This window comes from Hungatella hominis (assembly GCF_014288005.1).
Lineage (GTDB): Bacteria > Bacillota > Clostridia > Lachnospirales > Lachnospiraceae > Hungatella > Hungatella effluvii.
In genome coordinates, this window is the sequence record NZ_JACOPB010000009.1 from 21,073 (window position 1) to 36,135 (window position 15,063).

Consider the following 15,063-nt stretch of genomic DNA (forward strand, 5'->3'; position numbering starts at 1 on the left):
CCGGTATTTTCTTGACAAATTAATCACAAAGTGCTATGATCTAATTCAGTTAAAGGGATATCACTTTAGCGTAAATTTAATATAAGATGATATGCAACGGCGTATATCAGTAGAGCGGCATTGTGGTCCAAAAACTTTGTAAGGGGTTTTTGGACCTTTTTATTTCTGTGGGCTTAACGCCTCATGTTCTGCGGCGGTGGGACTGCTGAAAAGTTTAATTACGTAAAGGAGTTTTAGGAATGGAAGATAATCAAAATAAAAATGGCGGTCTGAACAAAAGTTTGAAATTGATTTTTGTTTATACGGTAGCGACAGGCTCTATTTTTACCTTTGTAAACTACTGGGATTCTGTTTTCTACGGTTATTGCGGCACCGGTACATTTCTTGCTTTTGCCCTGATGACGGTTGCAATCCTTCCGATTGCACTGGTATACAGCGAACTTGCTTCTCTGTTTCATACTTCCGGCGGGGAGCTGATTTATAACACGGTCGGGATTAACAAACACGTGGGATTTTTGGCCTCCTGGCTGATTATGGCGGCGTGGATATCCGTTCCGCCGGCTGTTGTTATGGCGATCATGACATGGGTGAATAAGACGATGCATTTGAATCTTGGCACCTGGCCCATGGTAGGCTGTGCGGCGATTCTCTTAATTCTGTACTTCCTGATGAGTATTCAGAATGTCCAGTTTCTCGTTAAAGCCCAGGCCGGCATGCTGTTCTGTAATATTGCGGTTACCATACTGACCGGATTTATCCTGCTGTTTTCCGGTCACTGGCATCTCGCGAACTTTGGAAATATTTTTACCTCCACATTGGATTCTGTCCACGGAATTCCAGGCTGGATTATCGGTATGGCGCTTTTGATTACTCCGTATTTTGGTTTTGAGACAGTTCCCCAGATGGTGGAAGAGGGAGATTTCCCCATCAAAAGCTCTAAAAAAGCAATCTGCGGTTCGATTCTGACATGCGGCTGTATCTACGTATTCTACTATTTCTGTGTTGCGGGTCTGGACGGTTTAAAGGACGTATATGCGGGATTTGCGCAGGATGGTTTCCTGACGATTGCTACGATGCAGAAAGAACTCGGCTGGGTTTTCTGGCCTATAGTTGTGGGGCTCATCTCCTGCCTCCTGGGCATGGGCGCTTCCCTGCTGGGCTTCTGGATGTCCACGGTCCGTATGCTGTACTCCATGGCGAACAAAAACTTTTTGCCTAAAATATTTGCAAAAGTGAACAAAAATAAGCAGCCTCTGCTGCCAAATATTTTTCTGCTGATCCTTTCTTTAATTTTTATAGTTTTACAGAACTCCTCTGATTTTATGAGTGCATTCTTCAATCTGATGAGTTTTGGCTGTGCCTGTGCGTATGCGCTGACAATGATTTCGGCGGTCTGCATTCACCACAAGCATCCGGATTGGAAGAGCTCCAATACGGTGAAGGGCGGCGATGCATTCCGGATCTTCGCCATGGTGATAGCGATAACGATTGCATTTTTCTGTACGTTGGGACAGGGAGTGGATTCCTGGATCTGCTTCTTCGTCTATCTTGGAATCGGCGGTATCATCTGGCTGTGGATGAACCTGGTAAACTGGAAGAAGCATCCGGTGGAAATTGAGACGCCGGACGGTATACGGAAGTTTTAAATGATTAGAGCAAACCATGCGGTCATTCCGCCTGGAATATAAAAAACAACAAAGGAGATATGTAAAATGGCTAAGTTAGATGGAAAAGTTGCATTGATTACCGGCGCTGCTGCAGGTCTTGGAGAGGGAATCTCCACTGCTTACGCAAAATACGGCGCAAAATTAATTATGGTAGATTTATCCCCTTCGGTAGAGGAGACTGCTGAGAAGCTGCGCAGGGAATACAATGCGGAAATTATTACGGTTATTGCCAATGTAGCCGACCGTGAGCAGATGGACGCTGCGGCTAAGAAGGGCGCTGACACCTTCGGAGAGATCAATGTTGCATGCTGTAACGCGGGCGTATGCCGTTTAGCACCTTTTGAGGAAATGGATGACAAGACTCGTGACTTCCACATTGATGTAAATATCAAGGGTGTATGGAACACCTGTAAAGCTGTAGTTCCATATATGTTAAAGCAGGGCGGCGGAAACATTGTGATCGCGTCTTCCGTAACCGGTGACATTGTTGCCGATGCGGGCGAGGCGGCCTATGCCATGACAAAGGCCGCGCTCGTCGGCCTGACCAAGTGTCTTGCCGTAGAGTACGCAGCCCGCAATATCCGCGTAAACTGCTCCCAGTTAGGCTATGCCCGCACACCGATGGTTGAAAAGATGGCTCTGGAATCCAATCCGGAGAATCCGGAGGCAGCAATCGCAGACATCGCAGTGGGTGTTCCGATGAAGCGTCTGGCTAAACCGATTGAAGTCGGCGAACTGTTTGCATTTTTGGGAAGTGATGAGTCCAGCTACTTAACCGGATCTCAGATCGTGATTGACGGCGGAAGCACTCTGCCGGAGACGATGTCTATCGGAGTTAATTAATGTAAGAACGGATCTTATGCAGATCAAGTCTGCCTGCCGGAGTGCTCCGGCAGGCTTTTTCTATATTTTAAAGTTCGTAATGATATTGGTTGCCGGCCATGGTATAATGAACCTGTGGAGAAAAATGAGTAAACGTGAAGACCGCATTTGCGAATTCGGAGAAGTTTTAGAATAAAAGTGAATTTCCGGAGACACAGGAAGTCTTTGAAAAGGTATTCGTGGAATAGAGCGTTGTGAAACATCAGATGGGAGGGCGGTATGGAGAGAAAGAGGTTCTGCTACTATTTATCAAACTTTATGATTCTGTTTTCCGACGCGGCCAGGCTTTTGAAAGTTACAGTTCACTCCCCACCAGTGGCACCGCAGTCCGGTTCGGCCGGGCAGGCTTCCTCAGCCTTTCCTGTGACTTTGCAGGGTATTAGAAGTTCTTAACGCGCAAAATTTTTCGTTCAGGTAAAATTCCCACTTGTCTGAGCGCAGCGAGTTTGGGAATTTCACCTGGTTTTTAGAAAAATTCTGCACGTTTAGAACTTCTTATACCCGAAACCGGAACTGGAAAGGCTGAGGAAGCCTGCCCGGCCGAACCGGACTGCGGTGCCACTGGTGGGGAGTGAACTGTAACTTTTGAAATACCGCATCCAAATGTATGTTCCCGGAAATCATTGACACTTTTGGAAACCAGGGCTATACTTTTGGTACGACTGATGTTTTTCCGGAATCCAGCTCACGTGGGTCTGCCGGGAAGTGATATTGTATACAATGCAGGAGAAGGAAAATGGATTTATTTGATTTTATGAGAGAAAATACCATGGATAAGGAATCTCCCCTGGCGTCCCGGCTCCGGCCGGTGACTCTTGACGAGGTGGTTGGGCAGCAGCACATTATCGGAAAAGACAAGCTGCTGTACCGGGCAATCAAGGCGGATAAGCTGGGATCCGTGATCTTTTACGGACCTCCGGGGACTGGAAAGACGACGCTGGCAAAGGTGATCGCCAATACCACCAGCGCTGATTTTAAACAAATCAATGCCACGGTCGCCGGTAAAAAGGACATGGAGGAGATCGTGAAGGAAGCCAAGGATTCCCTGGGGATGTTTGGGAAAAAGACGATTCTGTTCGTAGACGAGATCCATCGTTTCAATAAGGGGCAGCAGGACTATTTACTTCCGTTTGTGGAGGATGGGACGCTGACTCTGATCGGCGCCACCACAGAGAATCCGTACTTCGAGGTGAACGGAGCGCTTCTTTCCCGTTCCAGGGTGTTCGAACTGAAGCCGCTGGAGCGGGAGGACATCAGAGAACTGATCCGCAGGGCCGTCTACGACAAGGATAAGGGCATGGGGGTCTACAATGCGGTGATCGACGAGGAGGCCATGAACTTCCTGGCTGATGTGGCGAATGGAGACGCCAGAGCCGCATTGAACGCCGTGGAACTGGGCGTCATGACGACAGAGCGGGATACGGCTGACGGAAAGATCCATATCGACATTGACGTGGCTCAGGAGTGTATTCAGAAGCGGGTGGTGCGTTACGACAAGGACGGGGACAACCATTACGACACGATATCCGCATTTATTAAGAGCATGCGGGGATCCGACCCGGACGCGGCCGTCTACTATCTGGCCCGGATGCTGTACGCAGGTGAAGATATGAAATTCATAGCCAGGCGAATCATGATCTGCGCGGCGGAGGATGTGGGAAATGCGGACCCGCAGGCGCTGGTCGTAGCCGTGGCGGCGGCCCAGGCGGCGGAACGGATCGGCCTGCCGGAGGCTCAGATTATTCTTTCCCAGGCCGTCACCTATGTGGCCACGGCTCCCAAGAGCAACGCGGCCTGCAATGCGGTCTTTGACGCATTAGAGGCAGTGAAGTCGAGAAAGACCATGCCGGTTCCGGTACATTTACAGGATGCCCATTACAAGGGCGCGGCGAAGCTGGGACACGGCCAGGGATATTTATATGCCCATGATTTCCCGAATCACTATGTGAAACAGCAGTATCTGCCCGACGGCTTGGAGGGGAGCGTGTTCTACCAGCCGACGGAGAACGGATACGAGAGAAAAATAAAGGAGCACATGGAGTTTATCCGAAACGAGGCAGAGGAGTAGGGAGAAAGGCGGAATTGGTGAAATGAGCAGACAAGACAGAAAAAAACGCCGTATGATGATTCTGTCCCTGGACGCCGTGGGCGGAAGGGACTTAGCCTATATGGAGACGCTGCCTAATTTCGGCCCATTCTTTAAGCGGGCGGCCGGATGCGGTGAAGTGGTAAGCGTATATCCCAGCCTGACTTATCCGGCTCATGTGAGCATTGTGACCGGACGTTATCCGAAGAACCATGGAATCGTCAACAATTTACAGGTACAGCCGGAGCGGGAACCATCGGACTGGTTCTGGCAGCGGAAATACGTGCAGGGGACGACCCTGTATGATGAAGCGGTAAAGAACGGATACCGGGTGGCTTCCCTTCTGTGGCCGGTGATGGGGAAGGCCAGAGTGCATTACAACCTGCCGGAGGTGCTTCCGAACCGTCCGTGGCAGAATCAGCTGGGCGTGTGCATGATGAACGGGACGCCTCTTTATGAACTGGAGCTTCAGATGAAGTTCGGATCTATGCGGGAAGGCATCAGGCAGCCGCAGCTGGATCATTTCGTCCATGCGTCCATGCTTCACACCCTGGAGAAATACCGGCCTGATCTGATGCTGGTTCATTTGACTGATGTCGACACGAACCGCCATTTGTATGGACTGGACAGCCCGGAGGCCATGGCGGCCATCAGGCGCCATGACGAAAGGCTCGGGGAGCTTCTAGGACTGCTCCGTAAAATGGGGCTGGAGGACGAGACGGATGTGGTGATACTGGGAGACCACTGCCAGTTGGATGTGAAGGAAGCAATTTACCCGAATTACTATTTTGTAAAGGCTGGGCTGGCAGAGGTGAAAAACGGCAGAATCCGTGATTGGAAGGCGATCGCCAGAGACTGTGACGGATGCTGTTATATCTATGTGAAGGATAGAAGCTGTTTCGGGCGAACGGAAAAACTCTTAAACCGCATGATAGAGCGGGAAAACAGCGGAATTGCCCGCATCTTTACCCGCGACGAAGCCGTCGCACTGGGGGCGGACCCGGAATGTGCGTTTGTGCTGGAGGCCGCGGATGGGTATTACTTCCAGAATGGCTGGGAAGAATACAGGAGAAAGGCCGGAGCCTCCGACCAGCATACGGATTTCCATATCCAGGCGGCAACCCACGGGTATCTTCCTGACCGGGATGGATACCGGACATTTTTTATGGCTGCAGGCCCGCATTTTACAGCGGGGGCCAGGGTGGAGAAAATGTCACTGGTCGATGAAGGGCCGACACTGGCCGAAATTCTGGGACTGGATCTGGGCCGGGTGGACGGGCGGACAATGAAGGAACTGATTCGCTGACCGCTTTGCGCCCTTCCGGCCGCAGGCCCTGCGGACAGGCCGGGACAGACCGGGAAGCAGAGGCCGACAGGGCTGTGAATTGTAACACGGCAAAGGGCTGTGCAATTTATGGAGATAAAAAAATCTTCCCTTTTTGACAATCAGGGTATATAATGAAATTATCGTACGACCTGACGTCAGATTTTATTTACATCTGTTTACGATATTCTATCGTAGATAATTCCCATGAATATGAAAGAACTGTCATATGGAGTAGTTAAAATAAGGAGAAAGTTATGCGTGAAAAATTAGAGACATTATCATTGGCTAAATTAAAGGAGTTTGCCAAAGAACAGGAGATCAAGGGCTACGGTTCCATGAGAAAGGCGGAGTTGATTGATATTCTCTGTGAGAAGGCAGGCGAAAAGGAAGGAAAAAGTGCTCCGGCAGATGTTTCAACCGGGAATGAAGAACCTTCTGTGAGTGCCGGAGAAGCGGTGAAACAGGCCGAGGAACCAGCGAGGAGAGCCGCAGAGCCGGCTAAGGAGGAGAAGGCTCCTGCTCAGACACAGGCGACCTCCGTAAACAGAACGAATCCGAATGATAAAAAAAGAACGGTGGTCCGTTCCTACAGGCAGGAAGGACCGCAGAGAACCAGTAATTACAGGCAGTCCCAGGGAGATTCCATGGAACGAAGCGACCGCCAGGACAGGCCGGAGCAGCGTCAGGACAGGAATGAACGCCAGGATAGGAACGACCGCCAGGACAGACAGGACCAGCGCCAGGAGATGAACCGGATCGAATCCGTAAGGGAAACGGCCGAGGAGGCGCGCCCGGAATTTCAGCCGAGTCCGGAGCTTCAGGAACTGGACAGCGGCGTCGACGCGTACGGCATCTTAGAAGTGATGCCGGATGGATTCGGCTTTATCCGCTGTGAGAACTACTTACCGGGTGAGAATGACGTCTATGTGGCTCCGTCCCAGATACGCCGGTTCAATATGAAGACGGGTGATATCATACAGGGCAGCCGCAGGGTGAAGACCGCCGCGGAGAAGTTTGCAGCCCTTCTGTTTGTAAAATACATCAACGGTTATCCGGCAAGCGCGGCTGAGCACAGACCGAACTTTGAAAATATGACGCCGGTTTTCCCGGATAAGAGACTCCACATGGAGACTACGGGACGCAATACCACGGCAATGAGAGTTCTCGATCTGTTGTCGCCGATCGGTAAGGGACAGAGAGGTATGATCGTATCCCCGCCGAAGGCAGGTAAGACGACTCTGTTAAAGCAGGTGGCCAAGGCAGTAACCGTCAATCATCCGGATATGCATGTCATCATCCTGCTGATCGATGAACGTCCCGAGGAGGTTACGGACATTAAGGAGTCCATAACCGGCAACAATGTGGAAGTTCTGTATTCCACCTTCGATGAGCTTCCGGAGCGCCATAAGAGAGTCTCCGAGATGGTAATCGAGCGGGCAAAGCGTCTCGTGGAGCACGGACGCGACGTGATCATTTTACTGGACAGCATTACGCGGCTGGCAAGGGCGTATAACCTAACGGTAGCCCCCAGCGGCCGTACATTATCCGGCGGACTCGATCCGGCGGCCTTACACATGCCGAAACGATTCTTTGGTGCCGCCAGAAACATGAGAGAGGGCGGAAGCCTGACGATTCTTGCGACTGCCCTGGTAGACACGGGAAGCCGTATGGACGACGTTATCTATGAGGAATTTAAGGGAACCGGCAACATGGAGCTGGTGCTTGATCGGAAGCTGTCTGAGAAGCGGATTTTCCCGGCCATTGATATCCTGAAATCCGGTACACGAAGAGACGATCTGCTCCTTACGAGGGAAGAGTCCGAGGCCGTGGATCTCATTCGCAAGGCGACCAACACCTTAAAGCCTGAGGATGCGGTGGAGAAGATTCTGGATCTGTTCACCAGAACCCGAACAAATCGGGAGTTTGTGGAGATGTCGAAGAAGATTTTCCGATATTAATGTTTTGTCGGTCTTTGTAAAAATTATGCTTGCATTAAAAAATATTCTGTGATATACTGTATAAGCTGTTTATTAGAGAAAATGGATTATATTAAAGTCAATACCATCCGAATATTCGGATGCAACAGCATAGCTGCTATGTCATTTCGGATTTTAAATCCAGAGTGCGGATTGAAATTGAGTTATAGAGACTCAGCGTGCTTATTGAAATAAAATAGAAATCAGGTGAGGTGAAAATCATGAAAGAAGGAATCCATCCAAATTACTACCAGGCCAAAGTTGTTTGCAACTGCGGTAATGAATTTGTAACCGGTTCTACAAAGGAAGATATCCACGTAGAAGTTTGTTCTAAGTGCCATTCATTCTATACCGGCCAGCAGAAAGCTGCTGCAGCACGTGGACGTATTGATAAATTCAATCGTAAATATGGCGTTAAGGCCGCTGAATAAGTTAGAGCAAAGAAAAGGTTGAGTTTGGTGGAAACACTTTAGCTCAACCTTTTTTGGGATTTATAGAGAGGTGGAACATATGAAGTATTCAGGCATCGGCGGACAGGCCGTGATTGAAGGCGTTATGATGAAAAACGGGGATGAGTATGCCACCGCAGTCCGTAAGCCGGACGGAGAGATTGAAGTTAAAAAGGATACGTATATCAGCATGGGGGAGAAAGTAAAGTTTTTTTCCCTGCCGTTTGTGCGCGGAATATTCAGCTTTGTCGATTCCATGGTGCTGGGGATGAGGTCCCTCACGTTTTCTGCCAGTTTTTTTGAGGATGATGAGGATGCGGGAGAACCCGGAAAGTTTGAACAGTTTTTAGACCGCGTATTCGGTGAGAAGCTGGAGAAGGCCTTGATGGCAGTGGTCATGGTGTTTTCTGTTATCATGGCGATTGCTATTTTCATGGTTCTGCCACTGTTTCTGGCGAACATATTTCATCGTTTTATCGCATCGCAGACCGTGATGGCGGTGATCGAGGGAATCATCAGAATCGTAATTTTTATCGCTTATATCAAGATTATTTCCAATATGGAGGATATACGCAGGACATTTATGTACCACGGAGCGGAACATAAGTGCATTAACTGTCTGGAGCACGGTCTGGATCTGACTGTGGAGAATGTCAGAAAAAGCTCAAAGGAGCATAAGCGCTGCGGAACCAGTTTTCTGCTCATCGTTATGGTGATCAGTATCCTGTTTTTCATGGTAGTGCGTGTAGATACGATCTGGCTGCGTGTAGTCAGCAGAATCGTTCTGATTCCGGTTATCGCGGGGGTATCCTATGAATTTCTGCGACTGGCCGGCAGAAGCAATTCGAAGATCATGGACATTTTAAGCCGTCCTGGCATGTGGATGCAGGGACTTACCACGACAGAGCCGGATGACAGTATGATTGAGGTCGGCATCGCGTCCGTGGAGGCGGTTTTTGACTGGCGGGAGTTTTTAAATAAGAATTTTCCGGAGAAGCAGGGATGAAACTGACATTACAGGCATTATGGAACGAAGGAACGGAGAGACTGAAGCTGTCCGGAATCGGAGAGGCGGAGCTTGATGCAAAGTATCTGCTTTTCGAGGCATTTCATACAGATATGGTGCATTTCCTCATGCACAGAAACGATGAGGTGAAAGATGAGGATTCGGTTAAAAGAGCCGTAGCGGATTACCGCGCGATGATAGAAAAACGGTCGGAGCGGATTCCGCTTCAGCATATTACGGGCAGCCGTGAATTTATGGGCCTGGAATTTTCAGTCAACGAACATGTGCTGATTCCGCGCCAGGATACAGAGACTCTGGTGGAGCAGGTCTTAAAGGATTATAAGGGAAAGAACCCTGTCGTCCTGGATCTTTGCACCGGGAGCGGATGTATCGGGGGAAGCCTGTCCATCCTCGGTGGATTTTCTGATGTGACGCTGGCTGATATCTCTTTGGAGGCGCTTAAGGTGGCGGAAGAGAACGCCCGGGAATTGATGCAGGCGAAATGGAATTCCGTCAGAGTTACAGCGGAGTGCCGACAGGAAAATCCCTGGAGGCTGGAAGTTTCCGCCGGATTGGCGGAGGGAGCAGATGAGAAGGGCAGCGTGCAGAAGATTACGCTTGCAGAGAGCGATTTGTTCTCAGCTTTTTCCGGCAGGAGGTTTGATGTGATTGTGTCAAATCCGCCTTATATTCCTTCGCGCGTGATCGAGGAGCTGGAACCGGAGGTCAGGGATCACGAGCCGCGGCTGGCACTTGACGGAATGGCAGATGGACTGTATTTCTACAGGCGGCTTGCTGCGGAATGCGGCAGTTACTTGAATCCGGGAGGAACCGTTTATTTTGAAATCGGATATGACCAGGGGCAGGCGGTGAGCGGACTTCTTCGGGAGGCCGGTTTCCGGGGTGTTTTTGTGTATCAGGATGCGCCGGGGCTTGACCGCGTGGTCAGGGGTACTATGGTTTTAAAAAGTATCAATGCAAAGTTACCTGAAATGTAAGATTTTGGAGGTTAATTTCCCATGTTTGATAAATTAGACGATATATTGATTCACTATGAAGAGCTGATGCTGGAATTAGGAAATCCTTCCGTGACGGAGGATCAGAACCGTTTCCGCAGGCTGATGAAGGAGCAGGCAGATTTAGCGCCGCTGGTAGAGACTTATACGGAATATAAGAAGGCGAAGATGGCTGTGGAAGACAGCCTTACCATTCTGGACGAAGAAAATGACGAAGAGATGCGTGAGATGGCAAAGGAAGAATTATCTGATGCAAAGAAGCAGATCGAAGCGCTGGAGCAGGAACTTAAGATTCTTCTTCTTCCCAAGGATCCCAATGATGACAAGAACATCATTCTGGAAATCCGTGCCGGCGCGGGCGGAGATGAGGCCGCTTTGTTTGCGGCTGAGCTGTACCGTATGTACGTGAACTATTCTGAGGGCCAGCACTGGAAAGTGGAGCTGATCAGTGTCAATGAAAACGGAATCGGCGGTTTCAAGGAAGTCGTGGCTATGGTCACAGGAAAAGGAGCCTATTCCAAGTTGAAATACGAGAGCGGTGTTCACCGTGTTCAGCGTGTTCCGGAGACGGAGAGCGGCGGACGTATCCACACTTCCACAGCGACTGTGGCGGTTATGCCAGAGGCGGAGGATGTGGACGTGGTAATCGAGGATAAGGACTGCAGGATTGATGTCATGCGTGCTTCCGGTAACGGAGGCCAGTGTGTCAATACGACGGACTCCGCGGTTCGTCTGACCCATATTCCGACAGGTATTGTTATCTACAGCCAGACCGAGAAATCACAGCTTCAGAACAAGGAAAAGGCATTCCGCCTGCTCCGTTCCAAGCTGTATGACATGGAGCTGGAGAAAAGACAGAATTCTGAGGCGGAAGAGCGCCGGAGCCAGATTGGTACGGGAGATCGTTCCGAGAAAATCCGTACGTACAATTTCCCCCAGGGACGTGTGACCGATCATCGAATTAAGCTAACACTTTATAAGATTGATTCAATTATGAACGGAGATATCACGGAGCTGCTGGACAGTCTGATTGCGGCCGACCAGGCGGCGAAGCTGGCGAAGGTGAATGAGAACGTGTAAACGGATGGTTTGATATTTTGTTTTTTATGGTTTCAGGTTGAGATAGGAAATAAATAGAGAATGGCGCCCTGTTTTTGAAAAACAGGGCGTTTTTAGTGGAATAAATACGTGCATCTGTTATAAAAAGGATTCTCCGATGCGGTAAAAGATCAGACAGTAACCGATTAATTTCCTTTTCCATAGAAACATTCGTGTTCCTAATCATATAATGATAGAAAAGACATATCCATCCTTAAGAGGTTTATATGGCCAATGACTCCTTAGGTTCCATAATTACACAGGGAAATTTTCTTAGAATCGACAATGCTTTTGTCGATGAGGTTTCTTCTTCCGGCAGAAATACCGGATTTATTATAATCTCCTACTCGGTTCCGTGGCAAAGCGGAGTAACCACTGTTCAGCAGCTGCGGTTGAACGTCAATAATAACACCGCAATCATGAATTCTTTCAGAATGCCAATCCGTCTCAGTGATATCCGCCGGGGAATGCGGGTGGATGTAACATTTTCACCGAATATGACTCGAAGCATACCGCCTCAGTCTACTGCATTTACGATAGTCACGAGACAGCCTCCCAGACCTTCAGCCAATACTACAACGCAGAGAGTGATCTGGATTGACTGCAATAACAGTCAGATTCTTGCCGGCATGCCAAACAATATCAGCAGGATAACGAGATATATTGTCACTAGCTCGACGGTTATCCTGAACAGAAATGGATTTCCGATCAGATTGTGTGATCTGCGCCCAGGCCAGCTGGTACAGATAACCCATGCAAATTTTCAGACGGCGAGTATACCGCCTCAGACGACGGCATTCCGTATTCAGGTGAGATAGAATGGTGATGAAACAGGGGATTTTTAAGAAGGATGCATAAGAAAAATATATTATAGGAATTTATAAAAAGAATTCATAAAAGGCTTGTAATCGTGTCCCGCGCCGCTTTTACAAGCCTTTTTATGCGTTACAGTTCACTCCCCACCAGGAGCACCGCAGTCCGGTTCGGCCAGGCAGGCTTCCTCAGCCTTTCCTGTTCCAGTTTCGGGCATAAGAAGTTCTAAACGTGCAGAATTTTTCTAAAAACCAGGTGGAATTCCCAAACTCGCTGCGCTCAGACAAGTGGGAATTTCACCTGAACGAAAAATTTTGCGCGTTAAGAACTTCTAATACCCTGCAAAGTCACAGGAAAGGCTGAGGAAGCCTGCCTGGCCGAACCGGACTGCGGTGCCCCTGGTGGGGAGTGAACTGTAACTTTTATGCTGCATGGTAAATTCGAATATTCAAAATATAGTTCTCTACGGTCTGCAACATGTGGTATAATGCCATAAGAAGCAAATCAAAATAAAAACATACAGGGCGGAAAACGAAAGAGCATGGAATCGGTTTATGATTAAAAATAGCGGTTGCGGTTTAATCCGGATTGTGCTGTCAGCCTTCCTGTGATCGGTATAGGATCGGAATTATTTACAAAAATGATTTCATATAAAATACGGTTCAGGCAGCGAGCAACATGACAGTCTGACCATGAACGAAGCGAAAGGAATGTAAAACCAAAATGAAACTAACAGCCTTAAAGTGTCCGTCCTGCGGCGGCCCCATCGAGTTGGATGAAAAGGACGAGAATGTGGGATACTGTCAGTACTGCCACACAAAATATTATCTGGAATCGGAACAGCCGAAGGTGTTTATCGAGTATAAGCAGGAGACCTCCCACAACAGCATGGCGAAGAAGGAGGAGTCGGGGAGCAAAGCGGCAATTGCTGTCGGAGCCGTTATCGGTGTGATTGGCATCATGGCACTTATTCTGATCCCTCTTTCCGGAACATCAAAAAATGCGAATAAGTATCCCGGCAGGGGAGTGACAGTGGCCGCGTCTGTTTCGGAAGAGCAGTCATCGGATAAAAGCAAGGCGTCTGCCACGTATTCCGCGTCCTTCGAGGTACTGATTAAGGAGGCTTTGGGAACGAGCGTTTCCTCGGTCACGGAAGAAGAACTGGGGCGTTTTAAATATTTGTCCATGAGGAAAGGCGAAGCCGGATGGATGATTACATACAGCTTTGAAAATCCGATCGTGGCCGCCGAACAGGGGCAGGATGCGGATATCAATGTGGTGGTCTGTCAGGAGGCCCTGGATCTTCAGGACATTGCCGCGCTGCCACAGCTGGAGTATCTGAATCTGGATCACACGGAATTGCCGGAGGGCAGTCTGGAGACATTGAGCTCCTTAAAAATGATAACCTGCGACTACATACAACTGGATATGCTGCGTCTTGCGCTGGGAGATGCGGCCAAAGGCCTGGAACGTTTGAACGCTTCCCATTTAAAGAGTCTGGAAGAACTGTCGTATTTTCCGGGACTGAAGTCACTGGAGATGGAAGACTGCCGGGAAATTTCGGACATATCTGCATTGGCCCAGGTGAAGGATCTGGAAAATTTAAAATTATACGATATGGATGAGGTGAATGATTTTACGGTCCTGAATGTGCTTAAGAAGCTGAGGAGCCTGTCGATTGACGCGGAAAACCTGAAAGATATCAGCTTTATTAATCATATGCCGGAACTTGCGAGCCTTGGAATCACGGATTCTAAGATTCTTCTGCTCGATCCGCTCATGGGGAAAGAGAGTCTGAAGGCGCTTGTGCTGGTAGACAACGGTGAGGTTCGTGACTATAATCCCGTGGGAACGCTTACAGGTCTGGAAACTTTGGTAATAAATAAATATACGAGTCAGGATGATCCGGATCTTACGGCACTTACCGGTTTAAAGCATGGGGAATTTCATGGAATGATGGGGATTCGTTTTCTTGGAAGTCTGACGGGCCTGGAAGAACTGAAGGTTCAGGGCTGCAACGTGGATCAGCCATCGGTGATTGCTTCCCTGCCTGCTTTAAAGAAGCTGACTTACCGAAAAAACTGGGGAAACAGCGATGATTTAAGCTTTCTTGCCGGCTGCCAGGGACTTACCAGCCTGGACATGAATCATTCGGAATTCTATGGGGATGTGTCCTATGCGTTTAATCTTCCGGCCCTGGAAACCCTGATTTTAGACAGCAGCAGTTTTGAGGTGAAGTTTGACCGTCTTCAGGATAATCCTGCATTAAAGGCCCTCTCCTTAAACCATGTGAAATTGTACAAAAATATTGAAATGTGGTCTGACGGCATGGTCCGTTCTATTAATTACGATGATGTGCTTCTCGATGAATATACCTCATTTTTAGGCCATTATCCCTCGCTGGAATATTTGAGCCTTCGGGGAAATCAGCTTACGGATATTCAGTTTGCAGCCGGACTTAAAAATCTGAGGGAACTGGATGTCACCGATAATTACGTGACTGATACACATGTACTGGATCAGTTGGAGTATTTGGGGAAGGACAGCACGGTAAAACGGCCGATGGCCGATGTGGACTGGATTGATACGGTGGAGGATTCTCATTGATTGTTTGGGCGTGAAGACGTTGATGGCTGAAGGGGATTGGTGGGAATGTTGCAGGTATGAGAAGGCTATTGAAATGCGATTAGCAGTAACTGGAGTATTGGCTGTGAGAATAAAATGCCGCCTTGGCGGATTGAGC

At 48.9% G+C, this 15,063-nt stretch carries 11 protein-coding genes; all 11 read left to right on the forward strand.

Annotated elements, in window-relative coordinates:
• Positions 1-239 precede the first annotated feature (239 nt).
• The 11 genes from H8S75_RS18640 to H8S75_RS18690 all read left to right on the forward strand — a co-directional run bounded on the left by H8S75_RS18640 (position 240) and on the right by H8S75_RS18690 (position 14,927).
• Positions 240-1,646 (forward strand): APC family permease, encoded by a 1,407-nt coding sequence (locus tag H8S75_RS18640; RefSeq protein WP_117621053.1) that lies wholly within the window; start codon positions 240-242, stop codon positions 1,644-1,646.
• A 66-nt stretch (positions 1,647-1,712) separates the two neighbouring features.
• Complete coding sequence (gene ucpA, locus H8S75_RS18645) at positions 1,713-2,510, forward strand: SDR family oxidoreductase UcpA (protein WP_002601709.1); 798 nt, start codon at positions 1,713-1,715, stop codon at positions 2,508-2,510.
• Between the two features lie 775 nt (positions 2,511-3,285).
• Entirely contained in the window at positions 3,286-4,617 is a 1,332-nt protein-coding gene (locus H8S75_RS18650) for a replication-associated recombination protein A (RefSeq protein ID WP_187022927.1), read from the forward strand.
• Between the two features lie 22 nt (positions 4,618-4,639).
• A complete protein-coding gene (locus tag H8S75_RS18655) occupies positions 4,640-5,941 on the forward strand; it encodes an alkaline phosphatase family protein (RefSeq protein ID WP_187022928.1) in 1,302 nt (433 codons plus the stop codon).
• Between the two features lie 275 nt (positions 5,942-6,216).
• Positions 6,217-7,920, forward strand: a complete 1,704-nt coding sequence (gene rho, locus H8S75_RS18660; protein ID WP_187022929.1) for a transcription termination factor Rho — start codon at positions 6,217-6,219, stop codon at positions 7,918-7,920.
• A gap of 239 nt (positions 7,921-8,159) precedes the next feature.
• The gene (gene rpmE / locus H8S75_RS18665; protein WP_002601704.1) at positions 8,160-8,369 is read left to right on the forward strand and encodes a 50S ribosomal protein L31; all 210 of its coding nucleotides are present in this window, start codon (positions 8,160-8,162) and stop codon (positions 8,367-8,369) included.
• A gap of 79 nt (positions 8,370-8,448) precedes the next feature.
• Positions 8,449-9,393, forward strand: coding sequence for a DUF1385 domain-containing protein (locus tag H8S75_RS18670; RefSeq protein ID WP_002601703.1), 945 nt, complete (start codon positions 8,449-8,451; stop codon positions 9,391-9,393).
• Positions 9,390-10,391, forward strand: a complete 1,002-nt coding sequence (locus H8S75_RS18675) for a N5-glutamine methyltransferase family protein (protein ID WP_187022930.1) — start codon at positions 9,390-9,392, stop codon at positions 10,389-10,391. The genes H8S75_RS18670 and H8S75_RS18675 overlap by 4 nt, the downstream gene beginning before the upstream one ends.
• Before the next feature lie 21 nt (positions 10,392-10,412).
• Complete coding sequence (gene prfA, locus H8S75_RS18680) at positions 10,413-11,489, forward strand: peptide chain release factor 1 (RefSeq protein WP_187022931.1); 1,077 nt, start codon at positions 10,413-10,415, stop codon at positions 11,487-11,489.
• Between the two features lie 245 nt (positions 11,490-11,734).
• A complete protein-coding gene (locus H8S75_RS18685; protein WP_187022932.1) occupies positions 11,735-12,325 on the forward strand; it encodes a hypothetical protein in 591 nt (196 codons plus the stop codon).
• Between the two features lie 718 nt (positions 12,326-13,043).
• Positions 13,044-14,927 (forward strand): leucine-rich repeat domain-containing protein, encoded by a 1,884-nt coding sequence (locus tag H8S75_RS18690; RefSeq protein ID WP_187022933.1) that lies wholly within the window; start codon positions 13,044-13,046, stop codon positions 14,925-14,927.
• Positions 14,928-15,063 lie beyond the last annotated feature (136 nt).

Excerpts from the sequence above, each read along its gene's own strand:
- prfA (WP_187022931.1), top strand. The coding sequence starts at position 10,413 with ATGTTTGATAAATTAGACGATATATTGATTCACTATGAAGAGCTGATG.
- ucpA (WP_002601709.1), top strand. The coding sequence starts at position 1,713 with ATGGCTAAGTTAGATGGAAAAGTTGCATTGATTACCGGCGCTGCTGCA.
- H8S75_RS18655 (WP_187022928.1), top strand. The coding sequence starts at position 4,640 with ATGAGCAGACAAGACAGAAAAAAACGCCGTATGATGATTCTGTCCCTG.
- H8S75_RS18640 (WP_117621053.1), top strand. The coding sequence starts at position 240 with ATGGAAGATAATCAAAATAAAAATGGCGGTCTGAACAAAAGTTTGAAA.
- rho (WP_187022929.1), top strand. The coding sequence starts at position 6,217 with ATGCGTGAAAAATTAGAGACATTATCATTGGCTAAATTAAAGGAGTTT.
- rpmE (WP_002601704.1), top strand. The coding sequence starts at position 8,160 with ATGAAAGAAGGAATCCATCCAAATTACTACCAGGCCAAAGTTGTTTGC.
- H8S75_RS18690 (WP_187022933.1), top strand. The coding sequence starts at position 13,044 with ATGAAACTAACAGCCTTAAAGTGTCCGTCCTGCGGCGGCCCCATCGAG.
- H8S75_RS18670 (WP_002601703.1), top strand. The coding sequence starts at position 8,449 with ATGAAGTATTCAGGCATCGGCGGACAGGCCGTGATTGAAGGCGTTATG.
- H8S75_RS18650 (WP_187022927.1), top strand. The coding sequence starts at position 3,286 with ATGGATTTATTTGATTTTATGAGAGAAAATACCATGGATAAGGAATCT.
- H8S75_RS18675 (WP_187022930.1), top strand. The coding sequence starts at position 9,390 with ATGAAACTGACATTACAGGCATTATGGAACGAAGGAACGGAGAGACTG.
- H8S75_RS18685 (WP_187022932.1), top strand. The coding sequence starts at position 11,735 with ATGGCCAATGACTCCTTAGGTTCCATAATTACACAGGGAAATTTTCTT.